The 23,900-nt window shown below is 68.8% G+C and carries 21 protein-coding genes; 11 read left to right on the top strand and 10 right to left on the bottom strand.

The annotated features are described in order from the left end of the window. Positions 1–40 precede the first annotated feature (40 nt). Positions 41–508, bottom strand: coding sequence for a hypothetical protein (locus TBD_RS01590; protein ID WP_011310831.1), 468 nt, complete (start codon positions 506–508; stop codon positions 41–43). Between the two features lie 54 nt (positions 509–562). Here TBD_RS01590 and TBD_RS14930 point away from each other — a divergent pair, with 54 nt between their 5' ends. Further along, entirely contained in the window at positions 563–1,255 is a 693-nt protein-coding gene (locus TBD_RS14930; RefSeq protein ID WP_011310830.1) for a ComF family protein, read from the top strand. A 60-nt stretch (positions 1,256–1,315) separates the two neighbouring features. On the opposite strand, the gene TBD_RS01580 is transcribed toward TBD_RS14930, so the two are convergent. Both TBD_RS01580 and aroB read right to left on the bottom strand, forming a co-directional pair. After that, positions 1,316–2,446: a deoxyguanosinetriphosphate triphosphohydrolase gene (locus tag TBD_RS01580; RefSeq protein ID WP_011310829.1), complete on the bottom strand. Its 1,131-nt coding sequence runs from the start codon at positions 2,444–2,446 to the stop codon at positions 1,316–1,318. A gap of 10 nt (positions 2,447–2,456) precedes the next feature. Beyond that, on the bottom strand, positions 2,457–3,536 hold the full coding sequence (aroB, locus tag TBD_RS01575) for a 3-dehydroquinate synthase (RefSeq protein ID WP_011310828.1): 1,080 nt from the start codon (positions 3,534–3,536) through the stop codon (positions 2,457–2,459). A 237-nt stretch (positions 3,537–3,773) separates the two neighbouring features. Between aroB and TBD_RS01570 the strand changes: the two genes are divergently transcribed. The 9 genes from TBD_RS01570 to TBD_RS01530 all read left to right on the top strand — a co-directional run bounded on the left by TBD_RS01570 (position 3,774) and on the right by TBD_RS01530 (position 15,034). Next, positions 3,774–4,883 (top strand): glycosyltransferase, encoded by a 1,110-nt coding sequence (locus TBD_RS01570; RefSeq protein WP_011310827.1) that lies wholly within the window; start codon positions 3,774–3,776, stop codon positions 4,881–4,883. Between the two features lie 4 nt (positions 4,884–4,887). Then, on the top strand, positions 4,888–5,916 hold the full coding sequence (locus tag TBD_RS01565) for a glycosyltransferase family 2 protein (RefSeq protein WP_011310826.1): 1,029 nt from the start codon (positions 4,888–4,890) through the stop codon (positions 5,914–5,916). Next, positions 5,913–6,563: a class I SAM-dependent methyltransferase gene (locus TBD_RS01560; protein WP_011310825.1), complete on the top strand. Its 651-nt coding sequence runs from the start codon at positions 5,913–5,915 to the stop codon at positions 6,561–6,563. The genes TBD_RS01565 and TBD_RS01560 overlap by 4 nt, the downstream gene beginning before the upstream one ends. A gap of 139 nt (positions 6,564–6,702) precedes the next feature. Next, a complete protein-coding gene (locus TBD_RS01555) occupies positions 6,703–8,169 on the top strand; it encodes a lipopolysaccharide biosynthesis protein (protein WP_011310824.1) in 1,467 nt (488 codons plus the stop codon). Continuing rightward, entirely contained in the window at positions 8,166–8,963 is a 798-nt protein-coding gene (locus TBD_RS01550; RefSeq protein WP_041432854.1) for a polysaccharide deacetylase family protein, read from the top strand. Before TBD_RS01555 ends, TBD_RS01550 begins: the two co-directional genes overlap by 4 nt. A 1-nt stretch (position 8,964) precedes the next feature. Further along, on the top strand, positions 8,965–9,921 hold the full coding sequence (locus TBD_RS01545) for a glycosyltransferase family 2 protein (protein ID WP_011310822.1): 957 nt from the start codon (positions 8,965–8,967) through the stop codon (positions 9,919–9,921). A 126-nt stretch (positions 9,922–10,047) separates the two neighbouring features. After that, a complete protein-coding gene (locus TBD_RS01540) occupies positions 10,048–10,977 on the top strand; it encodes a glycosyltransferase family 2 protein (protein ID WP_011310821.1) in 930 nt (309 codons plus the stop codon). After that, positions 10,974–11,939, top strand: coding sequence for a sulfotransferase family protein (locus tag TBD_RS01535; RefSeq protein ID WP_081429984.1), 966 nt, complete (start codon positions 10,974–10,976; stop codon positions 11,937–11,939). Before TBD_RS01540 ends, TBD_RS01535 begins: the two co-directional genes overlap by 4 nt. Next, positions 11,936–15,034 carry a sulfatase-like hydrolase/transferase gene (locus TBD_RS01530; protein ID WP_041432199.1) on the top strand — a complete coding sequence of 1,033 codons (3,099 nt, stop codon included), beginning with the start codon at positions 11,936–11,938 and terminating at the stop codon, positions 15,032–15,034. Before TBD_RS01535 ends, TBD_RS01530 begins: the two co-directional genes overlap by 4 nt. Positions 15,035–15,051: 17 nt before the next feature. On the opposite strand, the gene TBD_RS01525 is transcribed toward TBD_RS01530, so the two are convergent. From TBD_RS01525 to TBD_RS01495, 7 genes are read right to left on the bottom strand one after another with little or no spacing between them, the layout of a single operon-like run. Then, entirely contained in the window at positions 15,052–16,077 is a 1,026-nt protein-coding gene (locus TBD_RS01525; protein WP_011310818.1) for a glycosyltransferase, read from the bottom strand. A 14-nt stretch (positions 16,078–16,091) separates the two neighbouring features. After that, positions 16,092–16,853 (bottom strand): hypothetical protein, encoded by a 762-nt coding sequence (locus tag TBD_RS01520; RefSeq protein WP_011310817.1) that lies wholly within the window; start codon positions 16,851–16,853, stop codon positions 16,092–16,094. Between the two features lie 36 nt (positions 16,854–16,889). Continuing rightward, a complete protein-coding gene (locus tag TBD_RS01515) occupies positions 16,890–17,753 on the bottom strand; it encodes a glycosyltransferase (protein ID WP_011310816.1) in 864 nt (287 codons plus the stop codon). Next, positions 17,746–18,897, bottom strand: a complete 1,152-nt coding sequence (locus tag TBD_RS01510) for a glycosyltransferase family 4 protein (RefSeq protein ID WP_011310815.1) — start codon at positions 18,895–18,897, stop codon at positions 17,746–17,748. Before TBD_RS01510 ends, TBD_RS01515 begins: the two co-directional genes overlap by 8 nt. 4 nt (positions 18,898–18,901) lie before the next feature. Continuing rightward, a complete protein-coding gene (locus tag TBD_RS01505; protein WP_011310814.1) occupies positions 18,902–19,831 on the bottom strand; it encodes a glycosyltransferase family 2 protein in 930 nt (309 codons plus the stop codon). Further along, entirely contained in the window at positions 19,828–21,021 is a 1,194-nt protein-coding gene (locus TBD_RS01500) for a hypothetical protein (protein ID WP_011310813.1), read from the bottom strand. The genes TBD_RS01505 and TBD_RS01500 overlap by 4 nt, the downstream gene beginning before the upstream one ends. Next, positions 21,021–21,944: a sulfotransferase family protein gene (locus tag TBD_RS01495; RefSeq protein ID WP_011310812.1), complete on the bottom strand. Its 924-nt coding sequence runs from the start codon at positions 21,942–21,944 to the stop codon at positions 21,021–21,023. The genes TBD_RS01500 and TBD_RS01495 overlap by 1 nt, the downstream gene beginning before the upstream one ends. Before the next feature lie 123 nt (positions 21,945–22,067). Here TBD_RS01495 and TBD_RS01490 point away from each other — a divergent pair, with 123 nt between their 5' ends. Beyond that, positions 22,068–23,888 (top strand): asparagine synthetase B family protein, encoded by a 1,821-nt coding sequence (locus TBD_RS01490; protein ID WP_011310811.1) that lies wholly within the window; start codon positions 22,068–22,070, stop codon positions 23,886–23,888. The last annotated feature ends 12 nt before the right edge of the window (positions 23,889–23,900 follow it).

Here is a 23,900-nt window from a genome sequence, read left to right as displayed (position 1 = left end):
CATTGGCGCGTCATTGCTTGTTGTTGTCGGTCATCGAGTCTCACGTGCCGCCCGGCCCCGGTTCCGCATCGATCGTCACGTCGGTCCAGGGCTCACGCGCCGCCCGGACGATATCGACCACGGCCCAGGGCACGATGATCAGGAACGCCAGACCGAACACGAGCATGAGCCCGCGCCAGCCGTTCAGAAGGCCGTAGATCGCCGGTCCGATCACGACCAGGCTGCCCATCACGCCGTAAAACCGGTAGCCTGCCCATCTGTTGAAATGCACGGCGCGCGGGTTCGGGTGATGCGCGATGCTCGCGTACACAAAAATCGACCCACCGAGCCAGATCATCAGTGGCGGCAGCGACAGCACGAAAGGCAGGAAACCGACGTGCTGACTGGCGAGCAGCTTGCCGAGCGCGAGGGCAGTGATGGACAACAGCAGCGCGATGACCGTGAAGATGTTGAAGAGTTGGGCGGCTCGGCGCGAGGCGCCGGCGGGGATGACGCGTTGGGCATTCATGGGGCGAATTCTCGGGGCGGCACCCGCCACTGTCAAATTTAATGGGGCCGGAAATTGAACATCCGCTCATTTCTCGATCACCTTGCCCCCCGGACTTGCCTGCTCTGCGGCGATACGGCCGGCGCACGCACGCTCTGCCCCGGCTGCCGCGACAGCCTGCCTTGGCACCGCGCGCCGCAATGCCCGCGCTGCGCGACGCCGACCCCCGGTGGCGCGGTATGCGGCGCCTGCCTCAAGCATTCGCCGGCCTTCGACCGCACCATCGCGGCGCTGGCTTACGCGTTTCCGCTCGACCGCATGATTCCGCGGCTCAAATATCACGGCGCGCTCGCCGTGGCGCCGTTACTCGGCGAATGCCTGACCGAGGCGTGCAGGACGCAGCCCCGCCCTGACCGCCTGCTCGCGATGCCCCTGCACGCCGGGCGTATCCGCGAGCGCGGGTTCAACCACGCGACCGAGATCGCGCGCGACGTGGCGAAGCGCCTTCAGCTACCGCTCGACCGCGACAGTTGCCGGCGCATTCGCGACACCCCGCCGCAGATGGGCCTGCGACACGACGCGCGACGCCGCAACCTGCGTGGCGCCTTCGCCTGCTCGACGGATCTGGGCGGGATGCACGTCGCCGTGATCGACGACGTCATGACGACGGGGACGAGCCTGAACGAACTCGCCGCGACCTTGAAGCGGGCCGGCGCACGCGAGGTGAGCTGCTGGGTCGCGGCACGCACGCTTCCGTATCGCGGCTGAACGCCCGCCCGCGGCAGGAAAGAAGGGGCCGCGGCGGCCGCTAGCGCGCGGGACGGCCCTTTAGTCGTAAATCTCCTCGACCGCGTAGATCCGGCGATGTTCGCGCATCGCGTAGCGGTCGGTCATGCCCGCGATGTAGTCGGCGACCGCGCGCGTTCCTTCGAGGGATTCCCTGGCCTGGTGCTCGGGCGGCAGCAGCCGTGCGTCGCCGGTGAATGCGGCATAGAGGTCGCTGATGATGCGCCCCGCCTTGGTGCTCATGCGCGCCACCTTGTAATGACGATAGAGGTGATGCAGCAGGAAGCGCTTGAGTTCGCGGTGCTGCTCGAGAATCGCGGGACTGAACGCGGCAAGCGGCGGCGCGTTGCGCACGTCGTCGAGCGTTTCGACGCCGCTGTTCACGACGTTGGTGCGCGTCGTGTCGACGAGGTCGAGGATCAGCGCGTTGATGATGCGCCGCACCGTCTCGGTCACGACGCGACGTCCCTGAAGCGTCGGATGCTTCCTGCGCACTTCGGCGAGGTGGCGGCCGAAGATCGTGACCTCGCTCAACTGCTCGAGCGTGATCAGGCCCGAGCGCAGGCCGTCGTCGACGTCGTGGTTGTTGTAGGCGATTTCGTCCGCGAGGTTGGCGACCTGCGCCTCGAGCGACGGCTGCTTCTTGTCGATGAAGCGCCGCCCGACCTCGCCGAGCTTCTCCGCGTTGGACAGGGCACAGTGCTTGAGGATGCCTTCACGCGCCTCGAAGGTGAGATTGAGCCCGTCGAATTCCGCGTAGCGCTCCTCGAGCAGATCGACCACGCGCAGCGACTGGAGGTTGTGCTCGAAGCCGCCGTGCTCGCGCATGCAGGCATTGAGCGCATCCTGGCCGGCGTGGCCGAAGGGCGTGTGCCCGAGGTCGTGGGCGAGCGCGACGGCCTCGACGAGGTCCTCGTTCAGGTTCAACAGGCGCGCGATCGTGCGGCCGATCTGCGCGACCTCGATGCTGTGCGTCAGACGCGTGCGGAAGAGGTCGCCTTCGTGATTGACGAAAACCTGGGTCTTGTACTCGAGCCTGCGGAACGCGGTCGAGTGGATGATGCGGTCTCGATCGCGCTGGAACTCCGAGCGCGGGGCCGCCGGTGCCTCGCGGTGCACGCGTCCCCGGGTCTGGCTGGAATGCGCGGCATAGGGGGCGAAGGACGGCTCCATTGGGTTCTCCTCAGTGCGGCGGGGTCAGCACGGCGGTGAGCACGTCGGCGGGGACGGCGTCGGTGATCACGGCCTCGCCGAGTTTTTTCAGCAGCACGAAGCGCATTTTTCCGCCCTCGACTTTCTTGTCGTGGCCCATGTACTCGAGATAGGCGTCGACACCGAGATTGGGCGCGACGTCCGGCAGCCCCGCGGCGCGGATCAGCGCGCGGGTCCGCGCGACGTCGGCTTCGCCGAGCCAGCCCAGACGTTGCGAGGTTTCGGCGGCGAGCACCATGCCGGCGGCCACCGCTTCACCGTGCAGCCAGGCGCCGTAGCCCATGCCGGTCTCGATCGCGTGACCGAAGGTGTGGCCGAGGTTGAGGATCGCGCGCAGGCCGCCTTCGCGCTCGTCCTCGGCGACGACCTGGGCCTTGATCTCGCAGGAGCGGTAGATCGCATGCGAAATCGCCTCGGCGTCGAGCGCACGCAGCCGGTCCATGTTGGCCTCGAGCCAGGCGAGGAATTCGACGTCCCAGATCAGCCCGTACTTGATCACTTCGGCCAGGCCGGCCGAGAGTTCGCGCGCGGGCAGCGTGCCCAGGGTGGCGGCATCGGCGAGCACGAGTTTGGGCTGGTAGAAGGCGCCGATCATGTTCTTGCCGAGCGGATGGTTGATCCCGGTCTTGCCGCCGACCGAGGAATCGACCTGTGACAGCAGCGTCGTCGGAATCTGGATGAAAGGCACGCCGCGCTGGTAGCACGCCGCGGCGAACCCGGTCATGTCGCCGATCACGCCGCCGCCGAGCGCGATCAGCGTCGTCTTGCGCTCGGCACGCTCACGCAGCAGCGCGTCGAACACCAGGTTCAGCGTTTCCCAGTTCTTATAGGCCTCGCCGTCAGGAAGGACGACCTCGGCCACGCGCACGCCCGCCGCCTCGAGCGCGGCCTTCAACTGCGCGAGGTACAAGGGGCCGACGGTCGTGTTGGTCACGACCATCACGCGTTTCTGCGCGAGGTGCGGCAGGACCAGGTCGGCGCGGGTCAAGAGGGCGGCGCCGATGTGGATCGGATAGGAACGGTCGCCGAGATCGACGGTAAGGGTTTGCATGGTGGTGAATCGATAGGGGTTGCGCGATTGTAACCAATGGCACCGCGCCTTGCCCCCGCACGGACGGCGGCGGCCGTCGCGCGCCGAAGTCCGCTGCGGTTTCGACCGCCCCGCTCCCCCGTTGTGTCTCACGGCGCCCGGCCAGTATCGGTCGCCGCGCACACCGACGAAATGGGCGTTATGATCTCGCCACTTTCGCCGAATACTCGTTGCCCGGCCCCGGGGCCGGCCACGCCCATGCCCGACCGCATCCTGCTGGTTTCGCCCGCGTCGCCGTTCTCTCCCCAGTCGGGCGCGCAGCAGCGCACGGCCCTGCTGCACGCGGCCTTGCAGCAGCTCTCCGACGTCGACGTCCTGCTGCTCGAGCCGACTGCCGGCCCGAGCCGTCTAGTCGCCCCGGCGCCCGGTGTCCTCGCGCACGGCCTGTGGCAGCAGCGCCCGCTCGGCATCGGAAAATTCTCCCCTGACATGGCCCTGGATCGCGCGCTGAAGAAAAACGGCCTGGACGTCAGGGACTATCGCGTGATCGTCAGCCGTTACCTCAACCCGCTCAGCAAGCTCGTCGTGCCAAAAGGTGTGCGGACCGTCGTCGACCTCGACGACTGGGGCTATCACTACAGTGGCCGCAGGCTCGCGCTCGGGCCGCGCCTCAAGTCGCGCTACGCGGCCTGGCTCGGGCGGCGCCAGCTCGGACGCTTCGACGCTTTCTTCTTCGTCAGCCCGCGCGACCAGGCGCAGCATCCCGAACTGCGTTCGGCCGTCCTCCCGAACATCCCCTACACGCCGCCGGCAGAGCCTTTTCCGCAGGCCGCGAGTAGGACGCTGCTCTTCGTCGGCGCGCTCTGGTACGGCCCCAATCGCGACGGCGTCGATCGCTTTCTCCAGTACATATGGCCAGCAATCAAAGCCGCCGAACCCGAGGCGCGCCTGCTGCTCGCCGGCGCCGCCCCCCCGGCTGCGCGACGGCTATGGGAGGGCCATCCCGACGTGTTCGCGCCGGGTTACGTCGACGACCTGAACGCGGCCTACCGCGACGCGGCCTTCACGGTCGCGCCGATCTACGCCGGTGGCGGCACCAACATCAAGGTCGTCGAATCGCTGGCCTACGGCCGCGCCTGCGTCACCACGCCGCATTGCGCGAACGCCTTCGCGGGCGATCTGATCGACGGCCTCGACGTCGCGTCGGACGACGGCGCCTTCGCACGTCACTGCGTCCGGCTGCTCGGCGACGCACGACTGCGGCAGGCGAGAATCGATCGATCGCGTGAAGCGCTGGCGAAGGTCTACTCGCGCGAGGCGTTCATGCGGCAGGCCGCCGGCCTGCTCGAAACCGGGATGACGAGCTAGGACCATGGCGGAAAGCACACGCACGCCCCAAACAGCCGCACCGCCATCGGTCGCGATCGTACTGCTCAACTGGAACCGCTGGGCCTACACGCTGACCTGCCTCGAAAGCCTATTCCGCCTCGACTACCCGAGCTACTCGGTCATCGTCTGCGACAACGCGTCGTCCGACGACTCGGTGTCGAGGCTGCGCGCGTGGGCCGGGGGCCGACAGAGCGCACCGCCACCGTCGGCAGCGGAACTGCATCCGCTCGTCGACCCACCCGTGACCAAGCCGGTCGAGCTGTGCGAAGCGCAGCGCGATGAAACGCCGAGCCGGACCCGCCCGCCCGCCCCGCTCATCCTGATCCAGACCGGCGCCAACCTCGGCTTCGCGGGGGGCTGCAACGTGGGCATCCGCCACGCGCTTGCACAGGGGGCCGACTATGTCTGGATTCTGAACAACGACACGGTCGTGGCCGCGGACAGCCTGCGGCAACTGGTGGCGGTGCAGCAATCCGATCCGGACATCGGCATCGTCGGCTCGACGCTCCTGAGCATCCACCGCCCGACGAAGGTGCTCGCGCTCGGCGGCGGGCGTCTGCGACGCGCGACCGGCGCGACGCGACATATAGGCGCGGGAAGGGACTGGCCCCTGCAACCTCCCGACCCACGGCCCGAGCCGATGGACTACGTGATCGGCGCGTCCATGCTCGTGAGCCGCCACGTTCTTGAAACGGTGGGGCTCATGGACGAGGGCTACTTTCTGTATTACGAGGAGCTCGACTGGGCCTTCCGCCTGCCGCCGGAGACGCGGCTCGGCTACGCGCCGGCGAGCGTGATCTATCACCATGAAGGCGGCACGACCGGCGGGATCGTGCGCCGCCATTACTATCGCAGTCTGATCCGTTTTACCTGGCGCCACAACCGGCGCTGGCTGCCGCTCGTCCTGGCCCGCATGGCCTTGCGCGTTCCGGAAGCACTGCTTGCGCGCAACTGGAGCGAGTTCGACGCCCTGCTCTCCCTGTTGCGCCCCGCTCAGATCACGCGCCGATGAATACGCCGCCCCCACCCGCGGACTATTTTTCTCACGCCCGCCCCGAGATGCTGCGCTTCGTGCCGACGGATCGCAGCCGCGTGCTCGAACTCGGCTGCGCCTCGGGCGCCTTCGGCGGCGCGCTCAAGCACCGTCAGCCGGCCGAGGTGTGGGGGGTCGAGCCCGACGCCGAGGCGGCCCGCAGCGCGGCTGCGCGTCTCGACCGCGTGTTTCACGGCAGGCTCGAGGCGCGGCTCGACGAACTGCCGACCCGCCACTTCGACTGTGTCGTCTGCAACGACGTGCTCGAACACCTCGACGACCCCGACGCCACCTTGCGCGCACTGACCCGCGTGATGGCGCCGAACGCGGTGCTGGTCGGCTCGGTCCCCAACGTCCGCTATTTCCCGGTACTGCTCGATCTGCTCTGGAACGCGGACTGGCGCTACGCCGAAGACGGCGTGCTCGACCGCACCCATAGGCGCTTCTTCACGCACAAGAGCTTTGCGCGCACGCTGGCGGAAGCGGGCTACGCGCCGCAGCAGATCGTCGGCATCAATCCGACCGCCTCGATCAAGGCCCGGCTCGCGTGCATGCTGAGCCTCGGCAAACTCGACGACTGCCGCTATCTGCAGTTCGCCTTCGTCGCGACGGTTCGACCGGCATGAGCTTTGCTAAAGTCGCCAAGCCCTGCATTGCGGCGCGTGTCGCCGCGCATCGAGACATGAGAACAATAATCGACGTATTCGACCCCGGAACCGCGAGCCTTCGGCGATCCGGCCGAACCGAACCCATGGATGCGGCGCGATGAGCCTCGGAGACAGTATCCGCCACGGCGCCAAATGGGTGTTCATCGGCAACACCGGCAGCCAGCTCATCAATTTCGCGCTGGGTCTGGTCCTCGCGCGCCTGTTGATGCCGGCCGAATTCGGCATGGTCGCGACGATCCTGATTTTCACCAGTCTTGCCGGCTTCGTCGCCGGCGGCGGCATGGGACAGGCGATCGTGCGCGCCAAGGACGCCGGCAAACGCGACTTCGACCTGCTCTTCACGCTGCAGATGCTGATCGGCCTTGTCATCGTCGCGTTCTTTTTCGCGCTCGCGCCGGCCTTCGGCCGTTGGTACGACAACCCGCTCTACGCCGACCTGCTGCGCGTCGCGGCGCTCTCCTTCCTGATCCGTCCCTTCTTCAACGTGCCGAGCAATATGCTGCACCGCGACATGCGCTTCAAGGCGAAGACCGCGGTCCAGCTCAGCAACCTCGTCGTCTACAACGCGGTCGCGCTGAGTCTGGCGTGGCTCGGCCAGGGCCCGTGGAGTCTGATCCTCGCCGGCCTCTTCAGCGCGCTCGCCGGCGCGCTGCAATTCGCCTGGTACGCACGCTGGCGGCCCGGCTGGTGCTTCGATTTCGCCCGCGCCGGCGAATTGATGCGATATGGCCTGCTGGCGTCGAGCAACAACGTCGTGCACTACGTGCGCAGCCAGCTCCCCACCTTCATTCTCTCGCGCAGCCTCGGGCCGGCCGGCGTCGGCCTGTTCAACAAGGCCGAGAGCTTGGCGGCCCGGCCGCATGGGTTCATCACCGGTTCGGTGTACGAAGTGCTGTTCCGTGCGCTCGCCAAGGAACAGGACAACCTCGACCGCTCGCGTTACCTGTTTTTCCGCAGCCTCACGCTCGTCGCCGTCTACGCGTTGCCGTTCTATGTCGGCTTCCTGTGGCTCGCCGAGCCGCTCGTCGTCACGCTCTTCGGCGAGCGCTGGCGCGATTCCGCCGCGCCCCTGATGATCCTGAGCCTCGCGGCGCCGCTGATGATGATCGAGAACCTGTCGGGCGCCGTTCTCGCGGCGCGCAGCTGGCTCGACAAGGAACTCGTCGCGCAGACGATCATGGTCGCGGTCGCGGCAGTCGCCATCGTCGCCGGTCTGCCCTACGGCATGAACGGCGTCGCCGCCGGCCTCGCTCTCGCGCTGCTCTATATGAGCGTCCACATGTTCTGGCTCGCCAAGCGCGCGCTCGAGGCGCGCTGGGCCGACCTCGCGCGCGCCTTCATGCCGGCCGCGCTGCTCAACGCGATCCTGCTCGGCGCGCTGTGGCTGGCCGAGCAAACCATTCCGCCGGGCTTGAAGACGTCCGACCCGCTCTACGTGCTGGTCATGGCCGGCGTCGGCGGGTCGGTCTACGCGGTCTCCTTCCTCTACCTGCCGATTCCGGCGCTCGCCACAGAGACGAGCCGCTGGAAAAGCAAACTCAAACTGTGCCGCGCCGCCGCATGAGCTGGATCGACCCCGTCTCGCGCGCACTTCACGACCAGGCCGGCCAGCACGGCCCTGTCATGCTCATGTATCACGCGGTCGCGCCCGGCAAGGGCACGCCGGCGTGGCCCTGGGCCGTCTCGATGCGTCGGTTCTGCGAACAGCTCGATTTTCTCGCGGCCGAGGGCTACGCCACACCGACCATGGGCGAACTCGTCGCCTCGCCGCCCAGTCGGCCCGGGCGCACCGCGGTCATCACCTTCGACGACGGCTATGTCGACAACCTCGGGGCCTGCGAAGAACTCAAGAAACGCGGCATGCGCGCCAGCTTTTTCATCGTCTCGGGCTCGGTCGGCACGACGCCCGCCTGGCGCGACGACGGACGGCCCGCGGCGCGCCTGCTCAACGGCGACGAACTGCGCGAGATGCGCGCCGAGGGCATGGAAATCGGGTCACACACGGTCAACCACAGCCGCTTGACCGATCTCGACGATGTCAGCCTGACGCACGAACTGGCGGACTCGAAGCGCGCGCTCGAAGATCTGTTGGGCGAACGTGTCGGCAGTTTCGCCTACCCCTACGGCGCCTGGGACGCACGCTGCGCCGACGCCGTCGAAGCGGCCGGCTACACCGCCGCATGCACGACGCGGACCGGCTGGGCCTTGCGCGACAACGCGCCCCATCGGTTGCGGCGCCTGACCGTATTCAACACCGACACCGTCGGCCGCTTCGCGCGCAAGCTCTATTTCGCGAGCCACGACGTCGGCTGGCCCGACCTCGCACGCTACGCGCTGCGCCGTCTGAGGGGCGTCTGAGGTGGCCGCCAAGCCGCTCGTCTCGATCGTCATGCCGTGCTACGACGCCGCGGCGCATTTGCCGGCAAGCGTAGGCAGCGTACTCGCGCAGACCTTCGCGGACTGGGAACTCGTCGCCGTCGACGATGGCTCGCGCGACGCCACGCTGGCCTGGCTGCAGGCCCAGCGCGACCCGCGTATCCGCGTCCTGAGCCAGCCGAACGGCGGGGTCAGTGCGGCGCGCAACGCGGGGCTGGCCGCGGCACGGGGCCGCCACGTCGCCTTCCTCGACGCCGACGACACCTGGGCGCCGGATTTTCTAGACGCCATGGTCAACGCGCTGCAGGCGCGACCCGATGCCGTGCTCGCCTACTGCGGCTGGCAGAACGTCGGCCGCGGCGACAAGGCCGGCGCGCCCTTCGTGCCGCCCGATTACGAGAATCCCGACAAGGCCGAAACACTCTTTGCCGGCTGCCGCTGGCCGATCCATGCTGCGCTCGTTAGGCGCGACGCGGTGACGGCCGCCGACGGATTCGATCCCCGGCTCACGAATGCCGAGGACTACGCGCTGTGGCTGCGCGTTGCGCTGAGCGGCGCCATCGTCCGCGTGCCGCGCGTGCTGGCTTTCTATCATTTCCACGGCGCAGGCCAGGCCTCGGACGACCCGGTGCGCGCTGCACTGCACCACCTCGACGCCCAGCGTGCGTATCTAGAGAGCCATCCCGCGCTCGCCGCTGAACTCGGACACACACGCGTGCGCACGCTGACCGCCGGCGAACTCCTCAGGCGCGGCTACGCCTGCTACTGGCGGCGCGACCTGCCCGCGGCGCGCACGATCTTCCGCGCAGTGATGCGGCTCGGCTATGGCACACTCTCGGACTGGAAATACATGCTGCCCGCCTGGCTGCCCGAGTCGTGGCATCGCCGGCTGATCGACACGCGCGAACGCCATGCCCGGACATCCGATGAACAATCCTGAGCGCACGCCGATGACCGCTGCCTCGCCTACGTGCGGCGCAGCCTCCGCCGGGCGCCGGGCTTCGCGCGAAGCCGAGCGCGCGGCGGAGGCTGCGCCGCCGGGCGTCGCCCTGCCGCAGGCCTGAACATGTTCGCCGTCACCGTCGCCTTCTGCACCTACCGCCGACCCGAGCGCCTCGAAAAACTGGTCGCGGCGCTGCGTTCGCAGACCTGCCCGCTGCCTTTCGAAATCCTCGCCGTCAACAACAACAGCCCCGACGACACGCTCGCCGTCCTAGAGCGCCTGCGTGCGGCCCCGGGTGCCCCGCTCCACGTCGTCACCGAAACCGCGCCCGGCATCGTCCCGGCGCGCAACCGCGCGCTTGCCGAAACACGCGAGCGCGACATCCTGGTTTTCATCGACGACGACGAACTGCCCCAGCCCGGCTTTCTCGCCGCGGCGTGCGCGGCGATCGTCGACGAAGGCGCGCACTGCGTCGGCGGGCGCATCGACATCGACTTCAGTCCCCACCGGCGTCCGCCCTGGCTCGACGACGAGGTCGCGGGGTTTCTCGGCCGCCTCGACCATGGCCCGGCCGACTTCTGGGTCACCGACAGCGCGACGCCGCTGTGGAGCGGCAACATCGCATACGCGATGGCGTTCTTTCGCGCCCACCCCGAGCTCAACTTCGACCCGCGCTACAACCGCGAAGGCACCGACGTCGGCGGCGGCGAAGACGCGATGATGCTGCGCGCGCTGCTCGCCCTCAGCGCAAAAATCCGCTACCGCCCGGACATGGCGGTATGGCACGCGGTCGACCCGTGGAAGCTCAAGCGCCGTTATTTCGTGAAGCTGCATTACCGCGCGGGCCTGCGCCACGGCCAGTTCCGCCTGCCGGATTTTCCGCGCACCGTGCTTGGCGTGCCGCCTTTTCTGCTCGGCCAGTTCGTCAGCCATTGCCTCAAAACGCTCTGGCACCTGTTGCCGGGCGCCCCCAACCCGGTCCGGCAGGCGATGAACGCGTCGCACGCCTTCGGCCTGATCGTCGGCTACCAGCGCCGCACCGAGCCCTCATGAATACCACGCCCCTAACGTCGGACAACGACGGCCCCGTCTTCATCGTCGGCGCGCCGCGCTCGGGCACGACGATGCTGCAATACCGGCTGCGCAACCTGCCACGCATCTCGCTGCCGACTGGCGAATCGCATTTTTTCATTCCGCTTTACCGCAACCGGGCGCAGTTCGGCGACCTGTCCCGCATCGAAAACATACGCGCCGTGCTCGACGCGATGCACGCGCAGAGCCGCGATTTTCTCGAGACGGACCTGCACGGCATGCGCTTCGACGCCGCGAGCCTCGCCGAGGAGCTTCACGCACAGGGCCGGCACACGATGCCGGCGATCGTCGGCGGCCTCTTCGAGAAGAATGCGCGCGGCGAGGGCAAGGCGCGCTGGGGCGACAAGACGCCCTACTACGTCATGCACATGCAGAAACTGCTCGAATGGTTTCCGAACGCGCGCTTCGTGCACCTGATACGCGACGGCCGCGACGTCGCGCTGTCGCTGTTCGGACGACGTCATGACTTCGGCGTCTACAACGCTTATTTCGCCGCCGAATACTGGGAAAGCTACATCGAGAAAGGCCGCATCCAGGCCCGCGGCTTGCCGCCGGACCAATATCTCGAACTGCGCTACGAAGACCTGCTCGCGCAGCCCGAGGAAACCATGCGGACCCTGTGCGCCTTCCTCGGGGAGGACTATTCGCCGGAGATGTTCGAAGTGGAGCCCGTCGACGATCCCGGCAAGACGCCGCTCGTGCACAAGCCGCTGCGCGCGGACAACGCCGGAAAATGGCGCGTCGAAATGACTCGCGCGCAGATCCGCGCGTTCGAGAGCGTCGCCGGGAATACGCTACGCGAACTCGGCTATGAGCTTTTGACGCCGGCACGGCCGCCGCGGCTCGTCGAGAAGGCCGCGTACCGTCTGCACAACCAAACGCTCGCACGCTATTGGCAGCACCGGAAACCCAAAGCAGCGTGAGCGCGCTCACGGTTCTGATCTGCACGCACAACCGCGCCGATCTGCTCGAGCGCACGCTCGCCTCGCTGAACCGTGCGCAACGGCCCGAGATGCCGGTGCGCATCCTCGTGGCGGCGAACGCCTGCAGCGACGACACGGTCGCGCGCATGCAGCGCTACCAGGCCGTGCAGGCCCGGGAGAATCTGCTGCCGCTCGACGTCGTCGAAGTCGCCACCCCCGGCAAATCCCACGCCTTGAACACGGCGCTTCCGCTGATCGAAACCGAGCTCACGACCTTCGTCGACGACGACCATCGCGTCGACGAGGCCTTTCTGGTGGCGATCGAACAGGCGTCGCGGCGCTGGCCCGAAGCCGGGCTGTATTGCGGCCGCATCCTGCCCGACTGGGACGGCAGCGAGCCCGCGTGGGTGCACGACGAGGGACCGTACCGGATCTATCCGCTGCCGGTGCCGCGTTACGACCAAGGTGATGAACCCGCGGCGATCACCGCCGAGCGCGGACCGATACCGGGCGGCGGCAACCTGACGCTGCGTCGAGCCGTGTTCGACCTCGGCGGCGCGTTCTCGACCGAGCTCGGGCCGCGCGGGCACGATCTCGGCGGCGGCGAGGACAGCGAATACGTGCTGCGCGTCCTCGCGCGCGGCGCGCGCTGCCAGTACGCGCCGGCGATCGTGCAATACCACTACGTCGACACCGAGCGGCTGCGCCTGCGCTACCTGCTCAAGAAAAGCTATCAGCGCACGCGCTCGAGCGCGCGCATCCAGGGCGGCGGCTCGGTTCCGCTTTACATGTGGCGCAAGCTCGGCGAATACGCCTTTCACGGCGTGTTCAGCCGGACCTGGGCGCAGCGTCGCTTCTACTGGGTGCGGACGGCCGCCGCACTCGGCGAAATCCGCGGACACCGGGAATCGGGCCATCGGCGCAAGCGCCTCGCCTTGCCGCAGGACCGCGGCGGCTTGCAGGTCGAAGCGCTCGGCCTCGTCGCCGTCGCGGCGGGGCTGGTCGCGTGGTTGGCCGCGGGCGACGCACGCTGGGCCGGCCTCGTCCCGGCGATCGCCGTCGCCGGTGCGGGGACGGCCGCGCTCCTCGCCAAGTCGCTGCTCGACTTCTCGCAGACCGGTCCGCGCATCCGCGAGGAAATCCTCACCCACTACCGGCGCTACACGCTGTTCGCGCTCGCCCGGCTGTCGGCCTGGGCCTTCGCCGTGATGCTGTTCACCGCCGGCGGCGGCGTGCTCGTGTACTTCATGCTCGCGAGCGCGCTGAGCACGACCTGGTCGAGCGCGCTCGCGACCGTCGCCGCCCTGCTCGGCCTGCTCGCCGGCTTCGCGCTGCAGTTCGTGCGCAAGCTGCGGTTCAATCCTGGCCTCCTCGTGGCGTCGATGCATTACCGCGTGAGCCGGCTCTATGGCCTGTGGCGGGTGGCGACGCCACAACGCATCCGCGCCGCCGAATATATCGGCGGCGGCGCGCTCGTGCTCCTGCTGGCGGTCGCGTCGGTGCAACTCGCGCGCGCGATGCGCCTCGACGACCTCGTGGCCCTGTGGGGAAGCATGCTGCTCTATCTGGGAACGATCGCCTGGGCGGCCTGGGAGCCGCCGGCCGGGCCGTCGCGCAGGCGGCCGCCTCGCGGGCCGGGCCGGCCGCCCAACATCCTGATGATCGGCTCGGACACTCTACGCGCCGACCGGCTCGGCGCGCTCGGCTATCGTCGCGCGCTGACGCCGAACCTCGACCGCCTGGCCTCAACGAGCGCGCTCTTCGCCAACTGCTATGTGCCCTGCGCCCGCACCGCACCGAGCCTGATCTCGATGCTGACCGGGACCTGGCCGCACACCCACGGCATCCGCGACAATTTCGTCGACGACGAGAGCACGCGTCTGAAGGTCGACGCACTGCCTGTGCTGCTCAAGCAGGCCGGCTACCGCAGCGCGGCGATCTCGGACTGGTGCGGGGCCGACATGGGCAAGTTTTCCTTCGGCTTCGACTACACCGATTTGCCCGAAGACCAGTGGAACCTGAAATATCTGATCCGACAGGGCCCCAAGGACCTGCGGCTCTTCGTTTCGCTGTTCACCCACAACCGGCTCGGCCGGCTGCTCCTGCCCGAACTCTATTATCTCGGCGGCGTCCCGCTCACCGGGCCGCTGGGAAGCCGGGCGCGGCGGCTCGTCTCGCGTCTAGCCGAAAGCGACGCGCCCTTCCTGCTCAACGTCTTCTATTCGACCACGCATCCGCCTTTCGCATCCGAATGGCCGTGGTATACCCGCTTCGCCGACCCGGGCTACGCCGGCGAGTCGAAATTCGCGATGGCGCGGCTGACCGATCCGTTCGAGATCATCCGCCGGCAGGGCGCGCCCAAGGAGGAATTCGACCTCGACCAGATCATCGATCTCTACGACGGCTGCGTCGCCGCCTTCGACACCGAGATCGGCAAGATGCTCGCCCACCTCGAGGCCTGCGGACTCGCCGACGACACCATCGTCGCCGTCTATTCGGACCACGGCATGGAATTCTTCGAACACGACACCTGGGGCCAGGGCAACTCCGCGGTCGGCGACTTCAGCCCGCGCATCCCGCTCGTGATTCACGACCCGAGGCGGCCCGGGCGCGGCACGGTCGCCCAGGTCGTGCGCTCGATCGATCTCGCCCCGACCCTGCTCGAACTCGCCGGCCTGCCGGCGCCGGCGAGCATGGACGGCGCGTCACTCGTCGGCTGTCTGGCGCCGGCGGGCCCCTGCCCCGATCTCGACGCCTTCAACGAAACCGGCATCTGGCTCGCCGACGTGCCGGGCCTGCCCGAGCAGCATTTGCGCTACCCCGACGTGCTCGAACTCATGGGCGTTCCCAACCGCGAAAGCGGAACGCTCGCGATCAAGACCCAGTACGCGCCGATCACGCTGCAGGCCAAGGACAGGATGCTGAGGCGCGGGCGCTGGAAGCTCGTCTATCAGCCGCTCGAAAACGGCTGCCTGCTGCGGCTTTTTGACGTCGAGAGCGACCCGGCCTGCCAGCACGACGTGTCGGACGCGCATCCCGACGTCAAGGCCGAACTCTGGGCACGGCTGCAAAGCTTCCTCGACAGCGGCGGCTGAACGCCCCCGCAGTGCGATCAGGCGGCGTGTGAAGTCAGCGCCTCGACTTCGCGAAACCACTGTGCGGCGACCGCATCCCGCGAGTAATGCGCTTGCCAGCGGGCGATGAGGGCCGGCGCGAGTTCGGCGCGCGCGTCGAGAAACCGGTCGACCCATTCGACGGCGGCGTCGCGATCGCCAAGCGGCACCAGCGCGACGCCGGGGCAGCCGCGGTAGATCTGGAATCCCGGAATGTCGGCGAGCACGCACGGAATCCCGCACGACATCGCCTCGATCACGGTAAGCCCCATCGACTCCTCTTCGGACATCGAAACGAGCACGTCGAAGGAGTCATAGATGCGATTCTTGTCGCGGCTCCATGCGTGGACGCTGACCCTGCCGTCGGGCGCGTGGCTGTCGGCGCCGCCCCAAAGATGAATCTGCGCAGCCGACGAGCGCCGCGCGACCTCGAGTGCGGCCGCGACGTTCTTCTTGGGATCGTCGAGGCGGCCGACGATGCCGACGTTGCGCGTACGCTGCCTCTTTGCGATCCGCTCGCAGTAATTGGGGATGACGAAGTAGCGCGAGCGGTCGACCGCGTGATGCATGAACTGGATTTCGCTGACGAGATGCGAGCGGGTCGCCAAGTGCACCTTTTCCAGCTTGTTATCCTTGCGCAGCACGCCGTGGATCGTGAGCAGACACAGGCGCTCATGCGCCGCGAGCCAGGCGAAGAACGACTCGTCCATGTGGCCGTCGCAGACGTAGAGATCGAAGGTCTCCTGCTGCAGCACGCGCGGCGACACCAGCGTGACGGCCGTGCCGAGCATTGCGTTGTAGTCGCTCGCCGGGCCGGCGACGAAACTCACGGCGTAGCGGCTGGCCAGCAGGTCGGCGATGCGCGCGATGGCGATCGTCGCGCCCGACGTGCCGTGGAAATTGCAGCAAAACACGACCTTCTTCCCTTGCGGGCGCCGCAGCGCGGCGCCGGCCTTGTGCTGCGCGAACGCGAGGCCGTTGCGCGTGAGCCGCGCGGCGTTCCTGACTTTCCACGGGACGTGCATCGCCGCGGCCGGGCCTAATCGGGGCAGAACCGGCAGTAAGGATTGGTCGGCGATCCGATCTTCGCCGGCGCAGGCGCTTCGTCGGCCGGCGCAGCAGCCGCCGCGGCGTCGGGTGCGGGCGGGGCCGCGTCCACGGCGTCGGCCGCTTCTTCGCTCGGCCCCGCGGGCGACGGGGCTGCGGCGATCGGCGCCGGATAGGGCAGTTTGCCGCCCAGCTCGGTATAGCGGCGCTGCAGCGACTTGGTATCGGGGTTGTGCCGCAGGCCCTCGCTGACCGCTTCGAGCGCCTTGCCCGGATTTTTCTGCCTGACGTGGAGGTCTGCGAGCGCCGAATAGGCGCGGGGCTGGCGCGGGTCGAGTTGGATCGCTTCGAGCAGGTTGCCGATCGCCTCGCCGTCGCGTTTCAACAGCGTCAGCGCGACGCCGCGGTTCATCAGGATCTCGGAGCGCAGGTAAAACCCGCTGCTGACGTTGCCGAGCACGTAGTCGAATTCGCGGACGGCTGCACCGAGCGTGTCCTTGCGGCCCGCGCCGAAGCTGCCGCGCCCGCGGTTGAGGAAGTTGATGCCGGCGCAGTAGTGATGCAGGTGAACGAAATCGCTTCCCATGCTCGTGCGCCAGCTGCGGAAAGCCGGCGAGCCTTCGTTGAAGCGCGCCGCACAATACGGCGGCAGGGCGGCCATCTCGGCGGGGCTCGGCGCCCAGGCGGCGAACGCGGCAGGCAACGGGAGCCATGCCGCCAGTGCGGTCAGAAGAATCTTCTCGGCGCGGATCATGACGACTTCTTCTCCTCGGTTCGAATGCGGCGCCGCTCAGCGCGAGGCCTTGATTTCACGGACGGCAAACCAGTCGAACACGGTGTCGACGCCGCGCCAGCCGACGCTCAGCAGTTCGGGATAGCGGCGGTACAGCTCGCGTACGTGGCGCGGCAACGCCTCGAACCCGGCCGGCTGGATCGCGCGCCCGAGCATGCGGTTCTGGTAAGCCCGCACACTGTAGCGCACGCGGCGGCGGAAATACTTGCGCCATTCGCGCGAGCGCCAGGGCGAGACCGAATCGAAGGTGAACCCCGCCGCCTCGGCGACGACGACCTTGCTGTCATCCCAGCGCGTGTCGCCGCGCAAATCCCATTTCAGCATCGCGCCCATCAGGGCATCCTCGCCGATGGTTCCGACCGGCATCGCGATGCCGCGCTCGCGGATGCGATCGACGAAGCTGCCGCGCAGCGCATAGAGGTTGCCTGCGACACCCCGGTCTTTCAGCATGTCGCGGCGGAAGGCCTCGACGCCGCGTCCGCTGCACGGCAGCGCCGACGCGCCGTTCGCATCGGCATGGCGTGCGAGCTGGTGCGCCAGCGCATCGAGCGAACCGGGCGTCGCGCGAACGTCGCCGTCGATGAAAAAATAGTACGGCGCACCGGCCGGCGCAAGCTCGTGCACGAAGACGTTCCAGGCGTTGGCCTTGTCACCGAGCGCGATCGACGCGAGGTGGACGTTCGGGTGCCGCTCGGCATAGTCGCGCACCAGCGCTTCGGTGTCGTCGCTGCACGCGTTGGCGAGCACGTGGCAGTCGATCGGATGGCTGGCGCCCTGCAGGCTGTCGAGACAGGCGACGATGTTGCGCGCCTCGTTGTGCGCGAACACCGCGACCGGCCACGCGGGCTTCGGTTCACTCATGCTGTCCTCTGTCCAATGCGCGGGTCTTTTCTGCGACGCGCTCCCAGGCGAATTCGCGCTGCACGCGCTGCAGGGCGGCGCGTCCGAGCGCGAGGCGATGCTCGCGCTGCGTGAGCAGGGCCCGCAGGCCGTCGGCGACCGCGTCGACCGAGGCGCCGTCGACGCGCAGCCCCGTCCCGCCGTCCAGTACCGCGGCCGCGGTGCCGCCGGCCTCGCCGGCGAGGCTCGGCGTCCCGCACGCCGCCGCCTCGATGAACACCATGCCGAAGCCTTCATTATCGCCATTGATCTCGCGGTTGGGCATCGCGAACACGTCGCAGGTGTTCATCCAGCGCGGCAGCTCGGCCTCGCTCACCTCACCGATGCGATGGACGCGGTCGGAAAGCCCGTGCGCCGCGATCAGTTCGTCGAGATAGCCGGCATCCTCGCCGATCCCGCCGATCACGTAGCGCACCGCGACGCCGTCGTCGCGTAGCCGGGCGAGCGCGCGAACGACCTGGTCGAAGCCTTTGCGACGCGACAGCCGACCGACCGAGAAGACGAGCGTCTCATCGGCGCCGATGCCCGCTCGCTCCCGCAGCGCGGCGCCGTCGAGCCCCGGCCTGAAGACGGCGACGTCGACACCGGGAGAGATCACGGCGACGCGCGCCGCGTCGACCCCCATCTGCAACAGCGTCGCGCGCGTGTGCTCGCTGTTGGCGATGACGCGGTCGGCGTGCCGGAGCGCAAAGCGCATGGCCTTGTATTTGCCGCCGCGCCCCCAGGTCGTGAGCTCCTCGCCGTGCGCGTAGATCGTGACCGGCCGCAGCGTCAGCCGTGCGACCAGCCAGGCGACAAGACCCTCGGGGAGCGCGCGGAACGCATGCACGGCGTCGAAGCGATGGGTAAACGCGAGCGCGAGCGACTTCCCGAAAAAACGCGCGTACATCGCGAGTGATTCAGGCCTGAGCCAGGGCACGCGCCTGAGGTCGAGGCGGTGCACGGTGTTGGGATGCGCGGCGTCGACCACCGCCGCGCCCGGCACGTCGGCGGTCACGATATGGATCTCCTTGCCGCCGAGGCGCTTGTAGACCTCGGCCGCCCAGACCGCGGTGCCGCCCTTGGTCGGCAGGAAGAGTTCGCTCAAGACGAGGATACGACTCACGCACTCATCCTTTCAGCATCGACAACAGCCTGCGCAGGCTCTGCCTGCCCGGGCGCGCCGCGAACGACGGCCACACCGCCCTGACCGCGGCGAGGCGCTGCCCCTCGCGGACCAGGGCGCATCCGAGGTTGTAGCGCGCATCGGCCATGCGCGCCGCCACGCCCTGCCTCACCGGCAGCGGGAAATTCTCGGCGAGCCGCGCGAGGTCGGCGAGCGTGCGCACGTTCTCGCGCTGCGCCGCGACCGGATCGCGCCGCGTCGCGCTGCCGCCGTGGATCAGGTAGACGGCGAGACACGCGCAGCTCACGCCGATGCGCCGGCTCACCGCGACCAGACGCGTCAGCAGATGCACGTCCTCGCAGACCTTGAAGCCGACGGGATAGCCGCCGAGCGCGATGAAGCGTTCGCGACGCAGCGACAGCGTGTGGGTATCGCCGAAATGGTCGGCGACGAAGGCCGCGATCTCGTCCGCTGCGTCCATCACGACGCGCCGCGCGCCGCCTGCCTTGTCGAGCATGCGGCGCCCGGCGTCGTGCTGGGCCATCGACGTTCCGAGCGGTGTCCCCGCCTCGTCGCGGTATTCGTAGTCTCCGGTCAGGAAATCGAGCGTCGGGTCTTCGGCGATCCATTCGGCGTGCAGCCTCAGCCGGTCCGGCGCGTACCAGTCGTCGGCGTCGAGGAACGCGAGCCAGTCGCCGCTGGCCTCGCGCGCGCCGCGGTTGCGCGCGGCGGCGACGCCCTGGTTCGGCTGTCGGATCAGGCGCACGTCGTCGCCGAAGCCTGCAGCGACGTCCGCGGTCGCGTCGCTCGACCCGTCGTCGACGACGATGATCTCGTGCGCGGGCCAGCTCTGCGCGCGCACCGATTCGATCGCGCGCGCGAGCGTCGCCGCGGCGTTGTACGCCGGAATGACGACCGAAAAGCGCGGCGTCACCGCTCGCCTCGCAGCAAGGCCAGCGGAAACTGCAGCCCGCTCAGCCGCGCGGCCCGGCGAAAGCGCGGGATCTCGTCGAGGCGCGCGCGCCACGCCGCGAGTCGCGGCCGCCAGCGGGTGTCGACCCAGGCCGGGTCGCGCTCGCGCAGCGCGCGGGCAAGTTCGAGCGGCGTCGCGAAGCGCAGCGCCGGGCACGCCGCAAGCGCGGCGGCAAGGCCGGCTTCGAGCGCGGCGAGGCTCGCATCGCGCGCCTGCAGGAAATTGAAGCGGTGCGTCTCCACGAGGCAGGCCCTTCCCTGGCGAGCGCGCGCGAGCAGGCCGGCGACGAGCTGCTGCGGGGCGTGCCCGCGCACCGGTTCGAAGTACACGTCGCGCACGAGATAGATCTGGCCCGCGCGGGCGCGTTGCCCGCTCAGCATCGCCCGGTCGACGCCGGCCGGCCGGCCTTGCGCGTCGCGGCCGGTTGCGCGTGCGCCGGGGCTCACGACGGCCTCGACCCCGCAGCGTGCCCAGGCCTCTTCGACGGCTTCGGTCCAGACGAAGGTCGTCGCGACCGCGACCTTCGGCGGCGTCCCGAAGATCGACGCGTAGTTCGCGCACTCTTCGGCGACCGCGGCTGCGATGGCCGCCGCCGGAAGCGCTGCCGCGGGCAGGCGCGCGGCGTCGACCCAGCGGGTCTGCAGCGCGGCGGGCAGGACTTCGGTCGGCCCGGGCTCGGCTGCGGTGAGCCAGGCGCGCACCCCCTCGTCGAGGCGCGCCGCGGCCAGCAGCGCCGGCGGCCAGTAATGACACTGGCCGTGCAACTGCGGGACGAAGACGCCGTCGGCGACGCCGGCCTGGATCGCCTGCCGCACCGCCGCGAAACGGGCGTCGGCGAGCGTGCACGCGTGATATTCGCGACATCCGCTGGCGGCGACGCGCGGGCCGTCCGGCACTTCGAGCACGACGCCGAGCGTCATCAGCGCACGGCGACCGCTCCGGTCGTGCACGCGCCGCAGCAGGGACGCGAGCGCCTGCAGCGCGTCGGCCTGTTCGAGCGGCCCGGCGCCCCAGTCGTCGCTCTCGATCACGAGCACGGGCTGGCGCAGCACCGGCTCGCGCCAGCGCGCGACGAGCGGGCGCGCGAAGGCGAGCAGCACGCCGCCCCAGAGCAGCACGAGCCCCGCGAGGGCGAACGCCAGCAACTCCATCAGTAGCCGAGCCGCGCCGCCAGCGGCGCCAGCTGCGGCAGCACGCGCTCGATCCGCTCGCGGTTGCGCCCGTCCTTCCATTTGTCGAGGCGGATTTCGGAGAACGCGTTGTAGGGAATGTCGAGCACCGCGGCGCAATGCGCCTCGAGGCGCGCATCGAAAGCCAGGCTACAGGCCTCGAAGATGCCGCGGAAGGTCGCCCGCGGGTCGCGCAGAAAATCCTCGTAGAACACCTCGACCCATTGCGCTGCCGGGATCGCGGCGCGCGCGTCGAGGATCGCGCCGTTGATCGCCGCGTACTGGAAGGCCGCGACGTCTTCGACCGCGGCGTTCAGGTAGTCGCGCCAGCCGTCGGCGAGAAAGAAGCACCACTCGCGCAGTTCGCCGTTTTCCACCGCCACTTCCGCCGGCAGCTCGCGCGACCAGGTCGCGAATTCGTCGGGCTTGCGCCATCCCTCAATCAGCGAATTGAGGTTGTCGCCCGGGCTACGCTTGACGAAGACGAACACCGCGTCGGGGAAAAGCGCGTGCAGATAGGGCACGCAGAGGCCGTTCTGGTTGTTCTTGTCGACCCAGCGGTCGCGTCCGGTCCAGGTGTGGAAGTAGCGGCTGACTGTCGCGCGCTCGGCGGCGCTGGCGTCGCCCGCGTCGAGGGCATGGGTGTCCCAGTTCTTGGCGGCCGGAGGATGCAGGCTCGCCCAGTAATCGTGAGTCTCGCGCTGCAGGCTGCCGATCTCGTGCGATTCGGACAGCGTCTTGTAGACGAGCGTGGTGCCCGCGCGCGAACAGCCGATCACGATGATCGGGCGAACCGCGGCGCGCGGCGCAAGATCCCAGCGCAGTCCACGCGCCCGACGCTGCGCGCGGCGCGCATGGAATGCCAGCGTCTTCCCCACCTTCTCGAAAAAATCGCGCGAACGCATGCGCCTCCCGTTTATGTCGCCGATGCCCCGTCCAGGCGGACGGGTCCGACAGGATTCGTGCCAACCTGCCGGGCTCGTTTATATTGGCGCCCATTATCCCGTATCGCTTCGACCGCACACACGATGGATGGCATTTTTGGCTGGCTAGGCGCCGACGGCGCGCATCAGGACCTGATCCGGCAGATCGCGGGCGGCGATGCCGACGCGGCCGGCCTGCGTCGATACCACAGCGCGGAACTCGGACTGGCGGCGCAGTCGCGCTTCGGCAAGGCCGACATCGCGGTCGAGGATGGACACGCGGTGGCGCTCATGGGACGCCCGCGCTTCGTCGACGCGGACCTCGCGCGCGTCGCCCGCGAAACCGGCCCGGCCGCCGCGGTCGCGCAGGGCTGGCGCAGCCACGGCGCCGGCCTGCCGGCGCGCATGCAGGGGAATTTCGCCTTCGCCGTGCTCGAGCCGCAGGCGAAGAAGGCCTGCCTCGTGCTCGACCGCATGGGTGCGGAACGCCTGGGCTACGCGCATCGCGGCGACCAGCTCGTTTTCGGCAGCAGCGTCCAGCACGTCGCCGCCCACCCTGCCGTCGGCCGCAACATCGAGCCGCAGGCGATCTACGACTACCTGTACTTCCACAACATCCCCGCGCCGCGCAGCCTCTACCGCGGCGTGCACAAGCTGCTGCCCGGACAGATCGTCACGCTCGAGAACGGACGGCTCGCGACGCGCTTCTACTGGCACGCCGATTACACGCCGCACGACGCGGGCTTCGACGTGCAGCGCGACGCCTTCCGTCGCGTCCTCGACGCGGCCGTGCGCGACGCCGACGGGCCGGCGACCGCAGCGTTTCTCTCGGGCGGCACCGACAGTTCGACGGTCGTCGGCGCGCTGACGGCGGCGCGCGGCGGGCCCGTCGATACCTTCTCGATCGGTTTCGACGCCGAGGGCTTCGACGAAATGGCGTATGCCCGCTGTGCCGCCGCGCGGTACGACAGCCGGCGCCACGAGTACTACCTCAAGCCGGCCGACATCGTCACCGCGATTCCGCTGATCGCGCGCGAATACGACGAGCCCTTCGGCAACGACTCCGCGGTCCCGACCTATTTCTGCGCCCGCGCCGCGCGCGAAGCGGGCTTCGGACGCATGCTCGCCGGCGACGGCGGCGACGAGATATTCGGCGGCAACGCGCGCTACGCGAAGCAGAAGCTGTTCGAAAATTATTTCCGCGTGCCGGCGCCGCTGCGCCACGGCCTGATCGAGCCGCTGGCGACGCTTCCGGGCGTGTCCGATCACTTTCCGCTGTCCAAGCTCAAGAGCTACGTCCGCCAGGCGAACATGGGGCTGCCGCTGCGCATGGAAAGCTACAACTTCCTGCACCGCACGCCGCTCGACCAGATCTTCGCCGCCGATTTCGTCGCCGCGGTCGATCCTTCGGCGGCGGATGCAGCGCTCACCGAGGTCTACGCGCGCACGGCGTCGGACCACTACATCAACCGCATGATGCATCTCGACCTCAAGTTCACGCTCGCCGACAACGACCTGCGCAAGGTCGGCACGATGACCGAGGCGGCGGGGGTCGAGGTCGCCTACCCGCTGCTCGACGACCGCCTGGTCGCGCTCGCGAACCATCTTCCGGTCGACTGGAAGGTACGCGGACAAGCGCTGCGCTGGTTCTTCAAGGAAGCCCTGCGCGACCTGCTGCCGGAAGAGATCATCAACAAGCGCAAGCACGGCTTCGGCCTGCCGTTCGGCGTATGGAGCACACAACACGCGCCGCTCGCCGAACTCGTGCACGACAGTCTCTCGGACTTCAAGCGCCGTGGCTGGGTCCAGCCGGGCTACCTCGACCACATGCTCGCGATGCAGCGTGGCCCGCACGCGAGCTACTACGGCGTCATGATCTGGGTCGTGATGATGCTCGAGCGCTGGCTGCAGGCGAACGCGCACTAGCGCCGGTTCCAC

It is taken from the genome of Thiobacillus denitrificans ATCC 25259, from assembly GCF_000012745.1.
GTDB classification, from domain to species: Bacteria; Pseudomonadota; Gammaproteobacteria; order Burkholderiales; family Thiobacillaceae; genus Thiobacillus; species Thiobacillus denitrificans_B.
The sequence above is the reverse complement of the archived record's forward strand: the minus strand, read 5'-3'. Positions and strand labels throughout refer to the sequence as shown.